The 20085-nt window shown below is 64.9% G+C and carries 21 protein-coding genes; 12 read left to right on the top strand and 9 right to left on the bottom strand.

Annotation, left to right across the window (positions count from 1 at the left end; all coding sequences use genetic code 11):
• Positions 1-84 precede the first annotated feature (84 nt).
• From P5W99_RS08335 to P5W99_RS08390, 12 genes are all read left to right on the top strand, one after another.
• On the top strand, positions 85-1776 hold the full coding sequence (locus P5W99_RS08335) for a glycosyltransferase family 39 protein (protein WP_434660227.1): 1692 nt from the start codon (positions 85-87) through the stop codon (positions 1774-1776).
• Between the two features lie 230 nt (positions 1777-2006).
• A complete protein-coding gene (locus tag P5W99_RS08340) occupies positions 2007-2378 on the top strand; it encodes an SMR family transporter (RefSeq protein ID WP_421024090.1) in 372 nt (123 codons plus the stop codon).
• A gap of 112 nt (positions 2379-2490) precedes the next feature.
• Positions 2491-3666 carry a DegT/DnrJ/EryC1/StrS family aminotransferase gene (locus P5W99_RS08345; protein ID WP_434660229.1) on the top strand — a complete coding sequence of 392 codons (1176 nt, stop codon included), beginning with the start codon at positions 2491-2493 and terminating at the stop codon, positions 3664-3666.
• 141 nt (positions 3667-3807) lie between these two features.
• The gene (locus P5W99_RS08350) at positions 3808-4893 is read left to right on the top strand and encodes a glycosyltransferase (RefSeq protein ID WP_421024092.1); all 1086 of its coding nucleotides are present in this window, start codon (positions 3808-3810) and stop codon (positions 4891-4893) included.
• Complete coding sequence (locus P5W99_RS08355) at positions 4890-5837, top strand: formyltransferase (RefSeq protein WP_421024093.1); 948 nt, start codon at positions 4890-4892, stop codon at positions 5835-5837. The genes P5W99_RS08350 and P5W99_RS08355 overlap by 4 nt, the downstream gene beginning before the upstream one ends.
• Positions 5834-6880, top strand: coding sequence for a bifunctional UDP-4-keto-pentose/UDP-xylose synthase (locus P5W99_RS08360; protein ID WP_213295231.1), 1047 nt, complete (start codon positions 5834-5836; stop codon positions 6878-6880). The genes P5W99_RS08355 and P5W99_RS08360 overlap by 4 nt, the downstream gene beginning before the upstream one ends.
• A gap of 16 nt (positions 6881-6896) precedes the next feature.
• On the top strand, positions 6897-7793 hold the full coding sequence (locus P5W99_RS08365; protein ID WP_421024094.1) for a polysaccharide deacetylase family protein: 897 nt from the start codon (positions 6897-6899) through the stop codon (positions 7791-7793).
• 118 nt (positions 7794-7911) lie between these two features.
• Positions 7912-8373 (top strand): peroxiredoxin, encoded by a 462-nt coding sequence (locus P5W99_RS08370; RefSeq protein WP_421025218.1) that lies wholly within the window; start codon positions 7912-7914, stop codon positions 8371-8373.
• A gap of 84 nt (positions 8374-8457) precedes the next feature.
• Positions 8458-8655, top strand: a complete 198-nt coding sequence (locus P5W99_RS08375; protein ID WP_421024095.1) for a hypothetical protein — start codon at positions 8458-8460, stop codon at positions 8653-8655.
• A 127-nt stretch (positions 8656-8782) separates the two neighbouring features.
• Positions 8783-10624, top strand: a complete 1842-nt coding sequence (locus tag P5W99_RS08380; RefSeq protein ID WP_421024096.1) for a PhoH family protein — start codon at positions 8783-8785, stop codon at positions 10622-10624.
• Positions 10625-10879: 255 nt separating this feature from the next.
• Positions 10880-12040 (top strand): C40 family peptidase, encoded by a 1161-nt coding sequence (locus tag P5W99_RS08385; RefSeq protein ID WP_434660233.1) that lies wholly within the window; start codon positions 10880-10882, stop codon positions 12038-12040.
• Positions 12041-12209: 169 nt separating this feature from the next.
• The gene (locus P5W99_RS08390) at positions 12210-13016 is read left to right on the top strand and encodes an SDR family NAD(P)-dependent oxidoreductase (protein WP_421024098.1); all 807 of its coding nucleotides are present in this window, start codon (positions 12210-12212) and stop codon (positions 13014-13016) included.
• Positions 13017-13106: 90 nt separating this feature from the next.
• Here the strand turns inward: P5W99_RS08390 and P5W99_RS08395 are convergent, their stop codons facing one another.
• From P5W99_RS08395 to P5W99_RS08435, 9 genes are all read right to left on the bottom strand, one after another.
• Positions 13107-14117, bottom strand: coding sequence for an inorganic phosphate transporter (locus P5W99_RS08395; RefSeq protein WP_213295212.1), 1011 nt, complete (start codon positions 14115-14117; stop codon positions 13107-13109).
• A 10-nt stretch (positions 14118-14127) separates the two neighbouring features.
• Positions 14128-14754, bottom strand: a complete 627-nt coding sequence (locus P5W99_RS08400; protein WP_035526166.1) for a DUF47 domain-containing protein — start codon at positions 14752-14754, stop codon at positions 14128-14130.
• Positions 14755-14936: 182 nt separating this feature from the next.
• Positions 14937-16319 carry a replicative DNA helicase gene (locus P5W99_RS08405; protein WP_421024099.1) on the bottom strand — a complete coding sequence of 461 codons (1383 nt, stop codon included), beginning with the start codon at positions 16317-16319 and terminating at the stop codon, positions 14937-14939.
• Positions 16320-16522: 203 nt separating this feature from the next.
• Complete coding sequence (gene rplI, locus P5W99_RS08410; protein ID WP_421024100.1) at positions 16523-16975, bottom strand: 50S ribosomal protein L9; 453 nt, start codon at positions 16973-16975, stop codon at positions 16523-16525.
• Between the two features lie 27 nt (positions 16976-17002).
• Positions 17003-17278 (bottom strand): 30S ribosomal protein S18, encoded by a 276-nt coding sequence (rpsR, locus tag P5W99_RS08415; protein ID WP_035526157.1) that lies wholly within the window; start codon positions 17276-17278, stop codon positions 17003-17005.
• A gap of 2 nt (positions 17279-17280) precedes the next feature.
• Complete coding sequence (gene priB, locus P5W99_RS08420; RefSeq protein WP_028216786.1) at positions 17281-17580, bottom strand: primosomal replication protein N; 300 nt, start codon at positions 17578-17580, stop codon at positions 17281-17283.
• Positions 17581-17639: 59 nt separating this feature from the next.
• Complete coding sequence (rpsF, locus tag P5W99_RS08425; protein WP_027818337.1) at positions 17640-18011, bottom strand: 30S ribosomal protein S6; 372 nt, start codon at positions 18009-18011, stop codon at positions 17640-17642.
• Positions 18012-18182: 171 nt separating this feature from the next.
• The gene (locus P5W99_RS08430) at positions 18183-19109 is read right to left on the bottom strand and encodes an anti-sigma factor family protein (RefSeq protein ID WP_421024101.1); all 927 of its coding nucleotides are present in this window, start codon (positions 19107-19109) and stop codon (positions 18183-18185) included.
• Positions 19099-19887: an RNA polymerase sigma factor gene (locus P5W99_RS08435; RefSeq protein WP_421025219.1), complete on the bottom strand. Its 789-nt coding sequence runs from the start codon at positions 19885-19887 to the stop codon at positions 19099-19101. Before P5W99_RS08435 ends, P5W99_RS08430 begins: the two co-directional genes overlap by 11 nt.
• Between the last annotated feature and the right edge of the window lie 198 nt (positions 19888-20085).

Below are 20085 nucleotides of genomic sequence, written 5' to 3' on the forward strand. Positions count from 1 at the left end.
CGCGGGCGCTGCGCGCCCGCCATGAAATCACGGGCGCCGCGCCGCCTGACCGACCGCAACATCAACAAGAACAGGCTGGAACCCATGAACGATACGCCCTCGCGGCTGCCGCTCAATCGCAGCGCGATCCTGCTCCTGATCGTCGCTCTCGCCGTCATCTGGTTTGTGCCGCTTGGCTGGCGCCATCTGGTGCCGAGCGACGAAGGCCGCTACGCCGAAATGGCGCGCGAAATGCTCGCCAGCGGCGACTGGATCACCCCGCGCTACAACGACTACAAGTATTTCGAGAAGCCGCCGCTACAAACCTGGATGAACGCGCTCACGTTCGCGTGGTTCGGCATCGGCGAATGGCAGGCGCGCCTCTACACGGCCCTCACGGGCTTCGCGGGCGTGCTGCTGATCGGCTTCACCGGCGCGCGTGTCTTCAACGCCGCCACGGGCTTCTTCGCCGCGCTGGTGCTCGCCTGCGCGCCATACTGGAACCTGATGGGCCACTTCGACACGCTCGACATGGCCCTGTCCTTCTGGATGGAGCTCACGCTCTGCGCGCTGCTGCTGGCCCAGCGCCCGAACCTGCCTGCGCGCACGGCGCGCCTGTGGATGTGGGTCTGCTGGGGGGCGATGGCGCTCGCGGTACTCTCGAAGGGCCTGATCGGCCTGATCCTGCCGGGCGCCGTGCTGGTGCTCTACACGGTGATCGCGCGCGACTGGGCGCTCTGGAAGCGCCTCTACCTCGTGAGCGGCCTGATCGTGTTCTTCGCGATCGTCTCGCCGTGGTTCATCCTCGTGCAGCAGCGCAATCCCGAGTTCTTCAACTTCTTTTTCATCGTCCAGCAGTTCCAGCGCTACCTCACACCGGCGCAGAACCGTCCCGGCCCGTTATATTATTTCGTGCCGGTACTGCTGGTGGGCTTCCTGCCGTGGCTCTCGGTGAGCGTCCAGAGCGTGCGCCATGCGCTGCGCGCGCCGAGCCAGCCCAACGGCTTCGCCCCCGTCACGCTGATGCTGGTCTGGAGCGTGTTCATTTTCCTGTTCTTCAGCGCCTCGCACTCGAAGCTGCTGTCGTACACGCTGCCGATCGCGCCGCCGCTTGCGCTTGTCATCGGCCTGTATCTGCCGCTCATGACGCGCAAGCAGTGGCACCGCCATCTGGCGGGCTACGCGCTGCTCGCCGTCGCGCTCATGGCGGGTTCCTTCGTGCTCACGCGCATTGGCGACTCGCGCAATCCCAACGCCCTTTATCGCGAGTTCCAGGTCTGGGTGTTCGCGGCCGCCGCGGTCGCCTTCATCGCCACCATGATCGGGCTGCGCCTGAACCGTGCGAAACGCACGCCCGAGACGGGCGCCAGCGCGCCGGCCGTGGCGCTCGGCGCCGCGTGGCTGCTGCTCGCGACCATCGCAGGCACGGGGCATGACGTGTTCGGCACGCTCAGCTCGGGCGCGCCGCTCGCGCCCGCGGTGCGAGCGGCCATCGCGAAACTGCCGCCCGACACGCCGTTCTACTCGGTGGGCGTGCTCGACCACACGATGCCCTTCTACGTGCGCCACCCGATGACGATGGTGCAGGTGACCGACGAACTGGCCTTCGGCATCTCCGAGGAGCCGCAAAAATGGGTGCCGACCATCGCGGAATGGGAGCAGCGCTGGAAGGACGAGCGCTATGCGCTCGCGCTGATGCCAACGGATCGCTATAACGAGCTGACCGCCCAGGGCTTCCCGATGCAGGTGATCGCGCGCGACTCGCGCCGCGTGATCGTCGAGAAGCCGCAACCCTGACGACGCCCGGCTTGCGGCGGTCATGCCGCGCGCATGGGCGATAATGCTGGGCGCCGCCGCTGCGTGGAGCGTGGAGCGTGGATGGCGGCCAGCGACAACTGGCCGGGCGCCAGCACACCGCCATTGTGCGGCCGGAGCAACCGTAGCGGGCCCGCCAGCCGCGCGCCACGGCAATTCCGCCACTAATTCACTTCGCGCCTATATCCAGCCCTTATTAACCATCCAACACGATGAATCCGATTTCCCTCATCTGCATTCTCGCCGGTGTCGGCCTGAATGCCTGTGCGCAACTGTTGCTGAAAGCCGGTGTCAATGCCGTTGGACACTTCGAATTCACCCGTGCGAACATCGTGCCCATTGGCTGGAAGCTGGCGACGCAACTGCCGATCATCGGCGGACTCACCTGCTACGTGTTCAGCGTGGTCGTGTGGATCGTGGGACTCTCGCGCGTGGACGTCTCGATCGCCTATCCGATGCTCTCGCTCGGCTACGTGGTCAACGCGTTCGCCGCATGGTATCTGTTCGGCGAGGTGCTGAGCGTGCAGCGCCTTGTCGGCATCGGCATCATTCTGATCGGCGTGTTCGTGCTCGCCCGCAGTTAGGGCGCACCGAAGCACGCCCGGGCACGCATCGAGGCGCGCCTGTGTGTCTCTGGCATCCTTGCACCGCAGCCGAATTCCGATTTTTTCTGACGTTCTCACGAGCAAAGCCCTCATGACCCAGTCATCCGCGCAGTCCTCCGTTCCGTTCCTGCCGTTCGTCAAGCCCGAAATCGACGAAGAAACCATCGCGGGCGTCGCCGACGTGCTGCGCTCGGGCTGGATCACGACCGGTCCGCAGAATCAGGCGTTCGAGGCCGCGCTCTCCGAGTTCTGCGGCGGCCGTCCGGTGCGCACCTTCAACTCCGGCACCGCGACGCTCGAAATCGGCCTGCGCATCGCAGGCGTGGGCCCTGGCGACGAAGTCATCACCACGCCTGCCTCGTGGGTCGCCACCAGCAACGTGGTCTACGAAGTGGGCGCGACCCCGGTGTTCGCCGACATCGACCCCGTCACGCGCAACATCGACCTCGACAAGCTCGAAGCCGCCATCACACCGCGCACGAAGGCGATCATCCCCGTCTATCTCGCGGGCCTGCCCGTCGACATGGACCGCCTCTACGCCATCGCCCGCCAGCACAAGCTGCGCGTGATCGAAGACGCTGCGCAGGCGTTCGGTTCGACGTGGAACGGCAAGCGCATCGGCGCGATCGGCGACATCGTCTCGTTCAGCTTCCACGCCAACAAGAACCTCACGTCGATCGAAGGCGGCGCGCTCGTGCTCAACAACGAGGACGAAGCCGAACTCGCCCGCAAGTACCGCCTGCAGGGCATCACACGCACGGGCTTCGACGGCATGGACTGCGACGTGCTCGGCGGCAAGTACAATCTCACCGACGTGGCCGCGCGCGTAGGCCTCGGCCAGCTCAAGCACATCGAGCGTTTCACCGAGCAGCGCCGCAAGCTCGCGCATGCGTACTTCACGGGCTTCGAGGGCAGCGCCGCGGTGAAGCTCGGCGTGGGCCTGCCGGTGGCCGATTTCACCAACAGCAACTGGCACATGTTCCAGATCACGCTGCCGCTGGAGAAGCTCACGATCAGCCGGGCGGAATTCATGGAGCAGCTCAAGGAGCGCGGCATCGGCTCGGGCGTGCACTACCCGGCCATCCACCTCTTCACGCTCTATCGCGAGCGCGGTTTCCGTGCGGGCATGTTCCCGCACGCCGAGCGGTTCGGCGCGACCACGGTCACGCTGCCGCTATTCACGCAGATGAGCGTCGCCGACGTGGCGCGGGTGTGCCGCGCCGTCGACGACATCTGCACGCAGTACGCAGTCGGCGCCGCCGCCTGATCCGGCGCTTCACACCGGGATTCAGGCACGCGGGTGCGGCAGCCCAGGGGGGACGCACCCGCTTGAATCGGCTTGAATCCGCCTGAGAGCGGCAATTTCGACGCCAATTACATGCATCATCAGAACGGAAAAGACGCACTCATGACCCAAACGGAACAACGCACCTTGACCCCGGAGTCGCCGGAAGTCTCGGTCATCATTCCGGTCTACAACGAGGAAGCAGGACTCGCCGCGCTGTTCGCGCGCCTGTACCCGGCGCTCGACGCGCTCGGCACCTCGTACGAAATCATCTTCATCAACGACGGCAGCCGCGACCGCTCGGCCGCGATGCTCGCCGAGCAGTTCCGCGCCCGGCCCGACACCACGCGCGCGATCCTGCTCAACGGCAACTACGGTCAGCACATGGCGATTCTCGCGGGCTTCGAACAGGCGCGCGGCGAAATCGTCATCACGCTCGACGCCGACCTGCAAAACCCGCCCGAGGAAATCGGCAAGCTCGTCGAGAAGATGCGCGAAGGCTACGATTATGTGGGCACCATCCGCATGCAGCGCCAGGACAGCCTGTGGCGCCGCAAGGCATCGCACATGATGAACCGTCTGCGCGAGCGCATCACGCGCATCAAGATGACCGACCAGGGCTGCATGCTGCGCGCGTACAGCCGCCACATCATCGACACGATCAACCGCTGCGGCGAGATCAATACCTTCATTCCGGCGCTCGCCTACACGTTCGCGCAGAACCCCGTGGAAGTCGACGTCGCGCACGAAGAGCGCTTCGCGGGCGAATCGAAGTATTCGCTCTATAGCCTGATCCGCCTGAACTTCGACCTCGTGACCGGCTTCTCGGTCGTGCCGCTGCAGTGGCTCTCGTTCATCGGCGTGATTCTCTCGCTCGGCTCCGCGGGCCTCTTCATCCTGCTGCTGATTCGCCGCTTCATCATCGGCGCGGAAGTGCAAGGCGTGTTCACGCTGTTCGCCATCACGTTCTTCCTGCTCGGCGTGATCATTTTCGCGCTCGGCTTGCTCGGCGAATACATCGGCCGCATTTATCAGCAAGTGCGCGCGCGGCCGCGCTATCTCGTGCAGACGATCCTCGAAGAGCGCAATGGCCGCGAAGTGGTGGGCGCGCCTCGCCAGGACATCGTGCAGGGCGTGCAGGCGTCGCTCAATGCCGCCAGCGCCGCGAACCAGGGTAGCCAGGGTGGACAGCAAGGAGCCCAGTCATGAAGCCGCGCGCCGTCGTTTTCGCGTATCACAATGTGGGCGTGCGCTGCCTGCAGGTGCTGCTTGCGCGCGGCGTGGACGTTGCGCTCGTCGTCACCCACGAGGACAGCCCGACCGAAAACATCTGGTTCGGCAGCGTGAAGTCGGTGGCCGAGGAGCATGGCATCGACGCCATCACGCCCGCCGATCCGAAAAGCCCCGCGCTGCGCGCAGCCGTTGCCGCCGCGCGGCCCGACTTCATCTTCTCGTTCTACTACCGGCACATGCTGCCGGTGGACCTGCTCGCGATCGCCGCGCGCGGCGCCTACAACATGCACGGCTCGCTGCTGCCGAAGTATCGCGGCCGCGTGCCCACGAACTGGGCCGTGCTCAAGGGCGAAACTGAGACCGGCGCGACGCTGCACGAGATGGCCGCCAAGCCCGATGCGGGCGCAATCATCGCGCAGACCCCTGTGCCGATCTTGCCCGATGACACCGCCGCGATGGTATTCGACAAGGTGACGGTGGCCGCCGAGCAGACGCTCTGGCGCGTGCTGCCCGCGCTGATCGCGGGCGAGGCGCCGCATCTGCCGAACGATCTCTCGCATGGCAGCTACTATGGAGGGCGCAAGCCCGAAGACGGCCGCATCGATTTCACGCAGCGCGCCCAGGACGTCTACAACCTGATCCGCGCAGTCGCGCCGCCCTATCCCGGCGCGTTCGTCGACATCGGCAAGGAGCGCTTCGTGATCGCCCGCGCGCGCCTCGTGCGCCCCGGCGTAGCGACGCCCGGCATATCGGGCCAATTGCCCCCGGGTATCTACGTAAGCGATAATGCGCTTTTCGCCGTCTGCGGCGACGGCCGCGCCATCGCGATCCACGAGCTGCGGCGCCAGCATCATGGTCAAGAGACCATCGTTACCCCCGCCGCATTCTCCGAACTCACTTCATCTGTCCCCCGTCCATGAAAAAAGTCCTGATCCTGGGTGTGAACGGCTTTATCGGCCATCACCTCTCCAAGCGCATCCTCGAAACCACGAACTGGGAAGTGTTCGGGATGGACATGCAGACGGACCGCCTCGGCGATCTCGTCAAGCATGAGCGGATGCACTTCTTCGAAGGCGACATCACGATCAACAAGGAGTGGGTCGAATACCACGTCAAGAAGTGCGACGTGATCCTGCCGCTCGTCGCCATCGCCACGCCCGCGACCTACGTGCAGCAACCGCTGCGCGTGTTCGAACTCGACTTCGAGGCGAACCTGCCGATCGTGCGTTCGGCGGTGAAGTACCGCAAGCACCTGGTCTTCCCCTCGACCTCCGAGGTCTATGGCATGTGCTCCGACGAGCAGTTCGACCCGGACGCATCCGCCCTCACCTACGGCCCGATCAACAAGCCGCGCTGGATCTACGCCTGCTCCAAGCAGCTCATGGACCGCGTGATCTGGGGCTATGGCATGGAAGGCCTGAACTTCACGCTGTTCCGTCCGTTCAACTGGATCGGCCCGGGCCTCGACTCGATCTACACGCCGAAGGAAGGTTCGTCCCGCGTCGTCACGCAATTCCTCGGCCATATCGTGCGCGGCGAGAACATCAGCCTCGTCGATGGCGGCGCGCAAAAGCGCGCGTTCACCGACATCGACGACGGCATCGAAGCGCTCATGAAGATCATCGAGAACAAGAACGGCGTCGCCACGGGCAAGATCTACAACATCGGCAACCCGACCAACAACTTCTCGGTGCGCGAGCTCGCGCACAAGATGCTTGCGCTCGCTGCCGAGTTCCCCGAGTACGCCGACTCCGCGAAGAAGGTCCAGCTTGTCGAAACGTCGTCGGGCGCGTACTACGGCGCGGGTTACCAGGACGTGCAGAACCGCGTGCCGAAGATCGAGAACACGATGCAGGAGCTCGGCTGGGCGCCGAAGTCGACCTTCGACGAAGCGCTGCGCAAGATCTTCGAAGCGTACCGCGGCCACGTGGCCGAAGCACGCGCGCTCGTCGAGCAGCAATAAGCAAGGGACCCGCTCTTTGGCCCGCATCGTCCTGAAAATCGACGTCGACACGCTGCGCGGCACGCGCGAAGGCGTGCCGAATCTCGCCCGCATCTTCGATCGCTACAAGGCCCGCGCAACGTTTCTCTTCAGCCTCGGCCCGGACCATACGGGCTGGGCGCTGCGCCGCGTGTTCCGGCCGGGCTTTCTCAAGAAGGTCTCGCGCACGTCCGTGGTCGAGCACTACGGCGTGAAGCAGCTGATGTACGGCGTGCTGCTGCCCGGCCCCGACATCGGTGTGCGCGCGGCGGCCGAGATGCGCGCGATCCACGAAGCCGGCTTCGAATGCGGCATTCACACGTGGGATCACGTCTACTGGCAGGACAACGTGCGCAGCCGCGAGCCCGCCTGGACTGCGCGCGAGATGAACAAGAGCCACGAGCGCTTCACGCGGATCTTCGGCACCGCTCCCGTCACGCACGGCGCCGCGGGCTGGCAGATGAACGAGGCCGCGTTCGAGCAGATCGACGCGTGGGGCATGAAGTACGCCTCGGACGGACGCGGGCATTCGCCCTATCGACCCGTGGTGCGCGGGCGCACGCTCAACCACGTGCAGATGCCTACCACGCTGCCCACGCTCGACGAAGTGCTGGGCGTGGACGGCGTGGACATCGACAACGTCGCGGCGTGGCTGCTCAAGCGTACCGAGCGCAATCCGCACGACCAGGTGTTCACGCTGCATGCCGAGCTCGAAGGCCAGAAGCTCGCGCCGGTCTTCGAGCAACTGCTTGCCGGCTGGCGCGCGCAGGGCCATACGTTTGCCACGATGGGCGACTACCATGCGGCGCTGGACCCGGATTCGCTGCCATCGTACCCTGTCACCTGGGGCGAGATCACCGGCCGCTCGGGCCAGTTGATCGTCCAGCCCGACTGAAATCCGCTGCATGGCGATGCCGCGGCGCAGCGTGCACGAGACTGCGCCGCGCCGTCGATTCGCGGGAATCGCCCCCGCCCATGCGAGCCCATAACAACAGGAGAGCCACGTGCCTGACGTGACCATCGCAGTCGACCAACCCGTTCCCAATTTCACCGCACCCGCCACCGGCGGCGACTTCACGCTCTCGAGCCTCAAGGGCAAGAAGGTCGTGCTGTACTTCTACCCTAAGGACAATACGCCCGGCTGCACGCGCGAAGGCATGGAGTTCCGCGACCTCTACCCGAAGTTCAAGAAGGCGGGCGCCACGATCGTGGGCGTCTCGCGCGACAGCGTGCGCTCGCACGAGAACTTCAAGACCAAGCTCGAATTGCCGTTTACATTGGTATCGGATGGCGACGAAGCGCTCTGCTCGCTCTTCAACGTCATCAAAATGAAGAAAATGTATGGCAAAGAAGTGAGAGGAATCGAGCGCTCCACGTTCCTCATCGACGCCAGCGGCGTACTGCGCCAGGAGTGGCGCGGGCTCAAGGTGCCGGGCCATGTCGAGGAGGTCCTGGAGGCTGTACAAGCGCTGTGAGGCGCGATATATTGGGCTTCAATGAGTGCCTGTCCACCCTATTTTTTGTCGCATTTGCCACGCGGTCTTGGGAGCGGTCACAGGATGACCGCTCCAGCGCATCCGGGGCAACGCGCCATTAAAGCAGTCAAGCCGCTTGCCTCGTCACCCGGGGCAGCGGCTTTTTTGTTTGCTTCTTCGTTAGCTGTCACTCCCTCCACGTCGCACCGGATTAGCGACCCGGCGCGCGTCAACGTCAAGGAGCCGATCGAAAAACAGGCGAACCGGCATTTTCAGACCTGAGCGCGCACCCGGCGCGGTCACGGCGGGCACCTTACCCGGCACCCGCACGCCCCGCCAGAAAGCGCACCGTACGCGCACCGTACGGTCAACACCGCGACCACTCGACCCGAATTTTTCGAGGGACACCATGCCTTTGCCTACCCCCCCCAGCAAGCTCGGCAACCTGCTGCCGCCCGATGAATACAAGGCGCGTGCGCGCACGACCCGAAGCACGCGCAAAGCGGCGAGCGAAAACGACGCCGCCGATGTCGCCGACTATGGCGCAGACAGCGTCGCCGAGCCGATGACCCCCGCCGCCAACGCGGCGACCACGCTGCGCACCGTGCCCATGCACACAGCCAGCGCCGAACTCGCAGCGCTCGAACCGGTCGCGCCGGCACCGGCGCGAAAACGCAAACAGCCAACCGCGGCGCTGCTGCAGCCGGTGCAGGCACATGCCGAGCCGCATGCCGAAGCGCCTGCGGCACCCGCGGCGCGCGGCGGCAAATCGCCCGCGGGCAAAACGGCTAGCGGCACCGCCGCAAGCGCCCCGCGCACCGGCACAAAGAAGCGCTTGCACCCCGAAGAGACGATGGAGGTGCAAAAGCTCTTCGTGCTCGACACGAACGTGCTGATGCACGATCCGACCTGCCTGTTCCGCTTCGAGGAGCACGACGTCTTCCTGCCGATGATGACGCTGGAAGAGCTCGACAACCACAAGAAGGGCATGTCGGAAGTGGCGCGCAACGCGCGTCAGGTGAGCCGCACGCTCGATCAACTCGTCGCCAACGCGGGCCCGATCTCGGAAGGCATCTCGCTCGACCGACTCGGCAGCCGCGAGGCGCTCGGGCGTCTGTACTTCCAGACCACGCTCACGCACATCGATCCGGTCGACGGCCTGCCCGAAGGCAAGGCCGACAATCAGATCCTCGGCGTGGTGCGCGCGCTGCAGCGCGACCGGCCGGACCACCTCGTCGTGCTGGTGTCGAAAGACATCAACATGCGCATCAAGGCGCACGCGCTCGGCCTGCCCGCCGAAGACTACTTCAACGACCAGGTCCTCGAAGACAAGGACCTGCTCTACTCGGGCATCCGCGCGCTGACGCAGGACTTCTGGACCAAACACGCGAAGGGCATGGAGTCGTGGCAGGAGACCAAGACCGGCACCACGTACTACCGCGTGACGGGTCCCGAATGCCTTTCGATGCTCGTGAACGAATTCGTCTATCTGGAGCCGCAGAACGGCGAACCCGCGTTCCACGCGATCGTGCGCGAGCTCAACGGCAAGACGGCGCTGCTGCAAACGTTGCGCGACTACGGCCACCACAAGAACAACGTGTGGGGCATCACGGCGCGCAACCGCGAGCAGAACTTCGCGCTGAACCTGCTGATGAACCCGGAGATCGACTTCGTCACGCTGCTCGGCCAGGCCGGCACCGGCAAGACGCTCGTGGCGCTCGCGGCGGGTCTCGCCCAGGTGCTCGACGACAAGCGCTACAACGAAATCATCGTGACGCGCGCGACGGTGCCGGTAGGCGAAGACATCGGCTTCCTGCCCGGCACCGAAGAGGAAAAAATGCAGCCGTGGATGGGCGCCTTCGACGACAACCTCGAAGTGCTCCAGAAGACCGACGACGCCGCCGGCGAATGGGGGCGCGCCGCCACCCAGGAGCTGATCCGCTCGCGCCTGAAGGTCAAGAGCATGAACTTCATGCGCGGCCGCACGTTCGTGGACAAGTATCTGATCATCGACGAGGCGCAGAACCTGACGCCCAAGCAGATGAAGACGCTCGTCACGCGCGCCGGTCCGGGCACGAAGATCGTGTGTCTGGGCAACATCGCGCAGATCGATACGCCGTACCTGACCGAAGGCAGCTCCGGCCTCACCTATGTAGTCGACCGCTTCAAGGGCTGGGCGCATAGCGGCCACGTGACGCTCGCGCGCGGCGAGCGCTCGCGTCTCGCGGACTACGCGTCGGACATCCTCTAAAGCCACGCGGTAGCCCGTTCCCAGCGCTTTGCGAAGCGCTGGCCGCATCCCGAAGGACCGTTTCCGGCGACCCGGATACGGTCCTTTTTTTTATTCGCTGGAACGTATTGCGGCGTACCAGACTGGCAACGGGTCAAGCACGAACTTCAAGTAAGTTGTGAAGATTTCTTGCCGAAGCCATGTTTGACGGGCTACCATCCGCTCATTACGGTTTTCCCCAATGGCAAATGCCCAGCGTTTGCCGAATGCCTTTTCATGCGGCAACTCTGGCTCCCCTTACTGATCGTGGCCTTTCTTGCGGCGTGTTCCAGCACGCCGCAGAAGACCTCGCGCAGTGACAGTTCGGGTTCGAGTGCAAATGCCTGGCGCACCAGGCCACCTGGCTTCCCCAATTTCGTCGATCACAGCGTCGGACGCGAGGAAATCTCCATCCAGGCGATGAGCCTCGTGGGCATTCCGTACCGCTGGGGTGGCAATACGCCCGATAGCGGCTTCGATTGCAGCGGTCTGGTGAAGTATGTGTTCGCGCGCTCGGCCCAGGTGGATCTGCCGCGCACCACCGCCGACATCAGCCAGCGCGGCGAGGTCATCGATCCCGATGAAATCGCGGCTGGCGACCTCGTGTTCTTCAACACGACCGGCCGGCCGCACTCTCACGTGGGCATTTATGTCGGCAAGCTGCGCTTCGTCAATGCGCCGTCCACGGGCGGCACCGTGCGGCTCGACTATCTGACCAATCCGTATTGGGCCAAACATTTCGACGGCATTCGCCGCATGGCGCCGGCGAAGCGCGCTCCGACCACGCCGTTCGATACACCGACTTGGGAAGCCTCCACGCCCGCGCCTGCCACGCAGGCAGCGGCTGTCTCGGCTGCAGTTCCCGCGTCTGCGGCTCCAGCGGCGCTTTCAGCCACGCGAGCCAACGCCACTGCGACCGCCATGGCACCCGCCGCCGCGCCGCCGGCGCCGCGCATGGCCACGGCGGCGGATCAGAGCCGCTTGACGTCGACGCCTCAGCCCGCCTATGCCGGCGCCGCCGCGCCGGTCTCCACAACAGGCTCCGCCGCGCCAGCCGACGCATTCGAGCCGCCGCCTGCGGCGATCAGCGCCGCCCAGGTGCAGGCCCGCCAGGCCGGCGCGGTTGCGCCTGCCGCCGCGCCGACTGCCTCCGTTGCACCCGCAGCCGCACCGCGCGATGCCATCAACGCCGCCGCCGATGCCTTCGAGCCGCCGCCTCCCGGCATGAACGCAGCGGCACGCCAAGCCGCACAGGCGGGTTCGACGTCGATCGAGCCCACATCGTCTTCGGGCGCGCCCGCGCAGATCATGCGCGCGTCGACGGCAAGCGGCAACGTCGCCGCACCCACGCAATCGAGCGACGATCCGATCGCTCGCTTCGCCACCGGCTCGTTCTGAAGCGCGCGTCCAGAGCCAGGCGCCCGGACCGCGTTTTCCGCGGTGCGGCGTCCGCAGACTCACCAGCTCCTGGCCGAAAGGCCAATCGAAAGACTTGGCGGTTTCGCGCGCGCTGCGCGTCTGCTATCGTTTTGGGACCGTTTTTTTACTTTCGCGCAGCGAGGTAGCGATGGAACTCGGACTCGGCAGCAAAGTGGTTCTCGTCACGGGCGGCAGCAAGGGAATCGGCCTCGCTTGCGCTCGCGCATTCGCCAAGGAAGGCGCGAAAGTCGCAATCGTTTCGCGCGATCCCGCCAACCTGGCGCGCGCGCGCGAGCAACTGGCCAGCGAAGGGCTCCACATCCACCTCACGCGCGCCGACCTGCACGAGCCCCACAGCGCCGCCGACGTCGTCGAGGAAGTCGCGACGGCCGTGGGGCCCATCGACATCCTCATCAACAGCGCGGGCGCCGCGCGCCGTTACGATCCGGAATCGCTCGACGCCGACGCATTCAAGGCGACCATGGAAGCCAAGTACTTCCCGTACATCTACCCCCAGCAGGAGGTGCTGCGCCGCATGGTGGCTCGCATCAAGGCCGACACGGCCAGGGAGCCGGGCGCGATCGTCAACATCATCGGGATGGGCGGCAAGTACGCCAGCGACATCCATATCGCGGGCGGCGCGGCGAATGCGGCGCTCATGCTCGCCACCGTGGGGCTGGCGCACTATCACGCGCGCTATGGCATCCGCATCAATGCGATCAACCCGGGCGCAACGCTCACTGAGCGCCTGCAAGAGGCCGTGCAACTGGAAGCGGGGCGCGAGGGCATCAGCGCCGAAGACGCACTCGCGCGTGGCGAGGCCAGGGTGCCGCTCGGACGCTACGCAAAGCCGGAGGAAATCGCCGACGTCGCCCTCTTTCTGGCGAGCCGCCGGGCCAGCTACGTGACCGGTGCGATCGTGCCGATGGACGGCTGCACGACGCCGATCATCTGATCCGCCGACGGCCGCCCGTGCCTTACCGGCCCACGCCCAAACAAAAAACGGCGCCCGAAGGCGCCGTGCTGCCCAACCAGTCCTGACTGATTACAGGAACCGGTGGCCGATCCACCAGCCCGCTGCGGCGAGCGTCGCAGAAGCAGGAATCGTCAGAATCCAGGCCCAGACGATGTTGCCCGCTACACCCCAGCGCACGGCGCTGAGCTTCTGGGTCGCGCCCACGCCAACAATCGCGCCAGTAATCGTATGCGTCGTGGACACGGGAATGCCGAGCGCCGACGCCGTGAAGAGCGTAAGCGCTCCGCCCGACTCCGCGCAGAAGCCGCCCACGGGCTTGAGCTTGGTGATCTTTTGACCCATGGTGCGCACGATCCGCCAGCCGCCGAACAGCGTGCCGATGCCCATCGACAGATAACAGCCGCCGATCACCCAGATGGGCGGTGCGGCGGCCGTTGCCGAGGCGTAGCCCGTCGCGATCAGCAGCATCCAGATGATGCCGATGGTCTTTTGCGCGTCGTTGCCGCCGTGGCCGAGGCTATAGAGGCCCGCGGAGATCAGCTGCAGGCGCCGGAAACGCCGGTCCACCTTGCTGGGCGGCGTGCGGAAATACAGCCATGACACCGTCAGCATGAAGAACGAACCCAGCACGAAGCCGAGCAGCGGCGAGATGAAGATGAAGGCCACGGTCTTCATGAGGCCGTCGAAGTTCAGCGAGTGCCAGCCCGACTTGGCGAGCGCGGCCCCCACGAGGCCGCCGATCAGCGCGTGCGAGGAGCTCGACGGAATGCCGTAGTACCACGTGAGCACGTTCCAGCCGATCGCCCCCACGAGCGCGCCGAACACCACGTAGTGGTCGACGATATCGGGGTCGATGGTGCCCTTGCCCACCGTCTGCGCCACCTTCAGGTGGAAAACGAAATAGGCAATCACGTTGAACATGGCGGCGAACGCCACGGCCTGCTGCGGCTTGAGCACGCCCGTCGACACGACGGTGGCGATGGAATTCGCCGCGTCGTGAAAGCCGTTCATGAAGTCGAAGACGAGGGAGATGGCCACCAGTCCGACGACCACCCAGAGGGCGAGTTGTATGGAATGCATCGTGGTCCGCTCAGGCGTTCTCTAGCACGATGCCTTCGATGATGTTCGCGACATCCTCGCACTTATCCGTGATCGCTTCGAGGATCTCGTAGATCGCCTTCAGCTTGATCAGCGTCTTGACGTTGTCTTCCTCGCGGAAGAGCTTGGACATGGCCGCGCGCAGCAGGCGGTCCGCATCCGATTCGAGGCGGTCGATGTCCTCGCACGCCTTCAGGATTTCGCGCGCCTGCTTCATGTCGGAGAGCAGCGCCACTGCCGCCTGCACGCGCTCGGCCGTGGCCGTGACCACATGCGCGAGCTGGCTGGCCTCGGAAGTCACCGACTGCACGTCGTACAGCGAGATGGCTGTGGCAACGTCCTCCATGAGGTCGAGGCAGTCGTCCATCGTCGTGATCAGCTTGTGGATCTCGTCGCGGTCCAACGGCGTGATGAAGGTCTTGTGCAACAGGTCGATGGCTTCGTGCGTGAGCTTGTCGGCGGCCTTTTCGGCGGTCTGCACGTTCTGTTTATGAACTTCCGCATCAGCCAGATTGTCGATCAGGAGCTCGAGCTCACGGGCTGCGGATACGATGCACTTTGCGTGCGCGTTGAAGATTTCGAAGAACTTGCCCTCAGTGGGCATGAATCGACCGAACATTGGAATCCCGGTAATTGGTCTCGGATCGCCGTCACAAAACGGCAAGATAGCCGTCATAAAACGGCGACATTGTATCGTCACGGGCTGGACGCCGCATGCATCTGGGGATGTCAGAACCCGGCTTGCGCCACTTTGGCGCAAGCTCACACCCCGTTTTTCAGCGACTTCCCCGCTACTACGCCTTACTCGCCATAGAAGTTCTGCGCACCGGCAAAATTGTCAAATTTCGTGTATTGGCCGTGGAACGTGAGTCGAACTGGCCCGATCGGACCATTACGTTGCTTGCCGATGATGATCTCCGCCGTGCCTTTATCAGGGCTGTCGGGATTGTAGACTTCATCGCGGTAGATAAACAGAATGACGTCCGCATCCTGTTCGATGGCGCCCGATTCGCGCAGGTCGGACATGACCGGACGCTTGTTGGGACGCTGTTCGAGACCGCGGTTGAGCTGCGAAAGCGCGATCACCGGGACGTCGAGCTCCTTGGCGAGACTCTTGAGCGAGCGCGAAATCTCCGAAATTTCGGTCGCACGGTTCTCGCCCGACGAGGAACCGCTCATCAGCTGCAGGTAATCGATGATGATGAGCCCGAGCTTGCCGCACTGGCGTGACAGACGCCGCGCGCGCGAGCGCAGCTCCATCGGATTCAGCCCGCCGGTTTCGTCGATGAAGATCTGCGCCTCGCTCATTTTCTGCACGGCGTGCGTGAGCTTGGGCCAATCCTCGTCGGTGAGGCGGCCCGTGCGCATGCGGTGCTGATCCAGCCTCCCGACCGAACCGAGCATGCGCATGATGAGCTGCGTGCCCGGCATTTCCATCGAGAACACCGCGACCGGCAGACCGTACTCCACGGCCACGTATTCGCCGACGTTCATGGAAAACGCAGTCTTGCCCATTGACGGACGCCCCGCCACGATGATCAGTTCGCCTCCGTGCATGCCCGAGGTCATGCGGTCGAGGTCGATGAAGCCGGTGGGCGTGCCCGTCACGTCGGTCGGATTGGCCGTGTGGTAGAGCGTGTCGATGCGCTCGACCACCTGCGTAAGCAGCGGCCCGATCTCGAGGAAGCCCTGGGTGCCGCGCGCGCCGTCCTCGGCGATCGAGAACACCTTCGCCTCGGCTTCGTCGAGGAGCTGCCGCACTTCCTTGCCCTGGGGGTTGAAAGCATCGGCGGAAATTTCGTCGGCGACCGACACCAGGCGGCGCAGCACCGCGCGGTCGCGCACGATTTCGGCATAGCGGCGAATGTTCGCGGCGCTCGGCGTGTTCTGCGCAAGTGCGTTCAGGTACGCGAGCCCGCCCACCTCCTCGGCCTTGCCCGAGGTGCCGAGCGCCTCGTACACGGTCACGACGTCTGCCGGGCGCGCGCCCGAGATCAGGCGGCCGATATGCTCGAAGATGAGGCGGTGATCGTAGCGGTAGAAGTCGCTTTGCGAGAGGAAGTCGGCAATCCGGTCCCAGGCGCCGTTATCCAGCAGCAGGCCGCCGAGCACCGACTGTTCGGCCTCGATCGAATGCGGCGGGACTTTCAGCGATTCGAGTTGGGGATCTTTCGGAGCATTCATGGAGGGCAATTATCGGACAAGCCGGCTACCTGGAACAAGCGAAACGGCAGCAATTCGACGGCACAGTGCCAGCGCTTCAGCGGCAGCGGCCGTGCACACAACAAAAAAGGCAGAAGCCGCGGGGGCTCCTGCCTTCCTTGAAACAGCGGTGAGCTACGGCGCTCAAGCGGCCTGGCGGGTCGCCCCCCAGGCTGCCTCAATGCTTAGACGTGCTCGCCCAGCACCGACACCATGACGTCGACGAGGACGTCGGTGTGCAGCGCAACTTGCACCGGGTGGTCGCCCACCATCTTCAGCGGGCCTTCCGGCAGACGCACTTGCATCTTTTCCACTGCGAAGCCAACCTTGCCGAGCGCAACGGCGATGTCCGCATTCGTGACCGAGCCGAACAGACGGCCGTCCACGCCAGCCTTCTGGCCGATCTGAACGGTCAGGCCGTTGAGCTTTTCGCCTTCGGCTTGCGCGGCTGCCAGCTTTTCAGCCGCGGCCTTTTCGAGTTCGGCGCGGCGAACTTCGAATTCGGCGATTGCGTCCTTCGTGGCACGGCGTGCCTTCTTGTTGGGGATCAGGAAGTTACGTGCGTAACCGTCCTTCACCTTGACGATGTCGCCGAGGTTACCCAGGTTGACGACTTTTTCCAGAAGAATGATCTGCATTCTATTGCTCCTTATCGCGTCGTCTTATTAGGCCTTGTGCTGGTCGGTGTACGGCATCAGCGCGAGGAAACGCGCGCGCTTGATAGCCGTGTCCAGCTGACGCTGATAGTGGGCCTTCGTACCCGTCAGACGAGCCGGCGTGATCTTGCCGTTTTCGCCGATAAAGTCCTTCAGCGTATCGAGGTCCTTGTAGTCGATCTGCTCGACGCCTGCAGCCGTGAAGCGGCAGAACTTCTTGCGCTTGAAGAGCGGGTTTTGTTGCTGACGACGCTTGTCGAATTTCTTACCAGTAGGGCGGGCCATGATTAGTCCTTTCCTGTACCTTGCATTTCGGTGATGTGAAACACCAGGGTTCGCGCGTTGCGGTGCTTTTTTGCCAAAAATCCGGTGAAGAGCGCTTCCACGCCCATCTCGCAGCTTTCGACGAGACCGCAGGCCTTGCCTGCCGCCACCGCGGGCATCGTGAGCTCGACGAAACGGGCAATGCCGGCTTCGACGACCTCCGTGCGATGCTGCAACGTGACGCTTGCGATCGGAACGCCGGCGGGGGTGTACCGCACCGGTTCGCGTTCTACGACGCTAGCCGTAAGCTGCAGCCTGTTCACGGGGCGAATTTAAGCAAATGAGTCAGGCAAATGAGCGTTGATCCTGGTGGCTTGTGTTATTAAGCCTGCGCTTCGGTCGGCTGGGCAGCCGCCTTCTTGGCTTCTTCGCGCTGCACTTCCTTCATCATCGGCGACGGGCCGGTTTCGGCCTTCTTCATCTTGACGATGAGGTGACGCAGAACAGCGTCGTTGAACTTGAATGCGTGTTCCAGTTCGTCGAGCGTGGTCTGGTCGCATTCGATGTTCATGCAGACGTAGTGAGCCTTCGCGAGTTTCTCGATCATGTAGGCCAGTTGACGACGGCCCCAGTCTTCGATGCGGTGGATCTGGCCACCGTGCGACGTGATCGTGCTCTTGTAACGCTCGATCATCGCGGGCACTTGCTCGCTTTGATCGGGGTGCACGATGAAGACGATTTCATAATGACGCATGTATCACTCCTTATGGATTTAAGCCACCCGGGCGTCGGAACCGGTGCGGCAAGTGAGAAGCCGAAGATTGTAGCGCGATCTGCCCCGCTCGCGCAACCGAAATTATGGTTTCACGCAGCGTTTCAGACATGTTTTCAAGGACTTGCGCGCTGGCGTACGCCCGCCGGCGTCTCAGCCACTGCCGCTGCGGCTGTCCGCGAGCCGCGCATCGAGCGCCGCGCGCAGGCCGGCGAGCGCATCCGGGCCCGCATCGGTGACGGCCCACCAGGTCATGCCGGCGGCCTGCCAACGGGCAAGTGAATAGCCTTCGCTCGTGCGAGGCGCGGCAGTTTCCGTCATCGGCCCCGCCACGCCGGGCGGGAAGACATAGACATCGATCACATGCTTGCGGTAGCGGTAAACCAGCACCGCGACTCGCTCGCGCCCTACATAATCGAGACGGCCGCCCACGAGCGGGAAGCCCTGCGCTGAGAAGTCCTCCACGGGAGGCGCATAGTCGATGCGGCCGTTGAACCACGGCTTCACCGTATGGCGGTCCGTGGACACCACGTCGAGATCGCGCCCCGAGATCTGCGCGCGCACGTGGCTGGCCACGAGCTCCTCGACAAAAGCCCCATCAGCGGCGGATTTGCGCAGATGCAGAACCGTCGCCACGCTCAAGGCACACAGCACCAGCACCACGCATGCGAATCCTGCGAGCCCCGCAGCGGGCAGGCCGGCCGTACTTGTGCCGCCAGCGCCCCGGGACCGCCCGCCCGCACCGCCCGCACCGCCCTCGCCTGGCGCACGCCCTCGCAGGCCGGGCAGCCAGCGGCGCCATGCGCCGGTTCGCGCGGGCGCCTCGCGGTGCACGCGGTCAGCGGTCATCGACGGGCTTTGCACGGGCGGCAACGCCGCCACGATGCGCGCGGCGAGGCCCTCCGGCGCCCGATAGCAGGGCGCCGCACGCGTCAGACGGGAAATGGCTTCGACATTCGCAGCCGCGCCACGGCATTGCGCGCAGCCAGCCAGATGCTCGCGCACGCGCCATTCGTCGGCGGCGGAAAGTTCACGGTCGACGCTTGCCTCGACGAGCGGGCGCGCTTCGTCACAGTTCATCGGGCGCCTCCGTGGCAGGACGTGGCGCACACGGCCCCTGAGGCTCGCGCGCTCCGCCGTCGACGGCCGGCTCCTCCCGGAACCGGCCGTCGGCCCCCCGGCCGGATGGTCTCCACGCTTTGCTTGCCCCGAAATCTGCCTTGCTGGCCGCGTTGTCGGCCATATTGCCCGCATCGCCGGCTGTCCTTTCGACCGCCTTTGCCGGCCCGGCCGCCGCACCGCCGCTACATGCCTGCGCCGCCAGCAGCGCGGCGAGGCGCTTGCGGCCCCGCGCGAGCCGCGACATCACCGTGCCCACCGGCACGTCGATGACCGCCGCAATCTCGCGATAGCCCAATTCCTCCAGCTCGCGCAGCACCAGCACCTCGCGGTACTCCACCGGCAGGCGCTGCAGCGCCTCCTGCACGCGCCGCGCGTCCTCGGCGCGAATTGCCGACGCCTCCGGGTCGGCGCTGCCCGTGTCCCAGCCGTCAGGCGGCTGATCGTCGCGCAACGCGTCGAACGGCGCAACTTCCTCCGCGCCCGCGCGCCGCCGCCACTCGTCGTACCAGACGCGCCGCACGATCGCGAGCAGCCAGGGCCGCGCCTGGTCGCCGCGAAACGCGTCGAAGAAGCGGAACGCGCGCAAAAAAGCTTCCTGCACGATGTCCTCGGCGTCGCCGGGATTGCGCGAAAGCCAGCGGGCAAGGTTGTACGCGGCATCCAGATGCGGCAGCGCCAGCGCCTGAAAACGGCGGCTGCGCTGCGCATCACCGGACCCCTCGTGCACTTCGTGCATCTCGTGCGCCCCGTTCGCGGATTCGCCCACTTGGTCCCCTCGTGCCTGATGGCTCGCGGCGCGACCTCAACGCTCGACGCCGCGCACAACGCGCACGCCGGCGCCGGTCTCGCTCATGCATTACCCGCACAGCGGCCAGTTTATTCCCGAGAAATGCGTGCGAAAACGAAAAATAAATGGGCCATGCGCGGGCCTGAA

The organism is Paraburkholderia sp. A3BS-1L, from assembly GCF_051125215.1.
Lineage (GTDB): Bacteria > Pseudomonadota > Gammaproteobacteria > Burkholderiales > Burkholderiaceae > Paraburkholderia.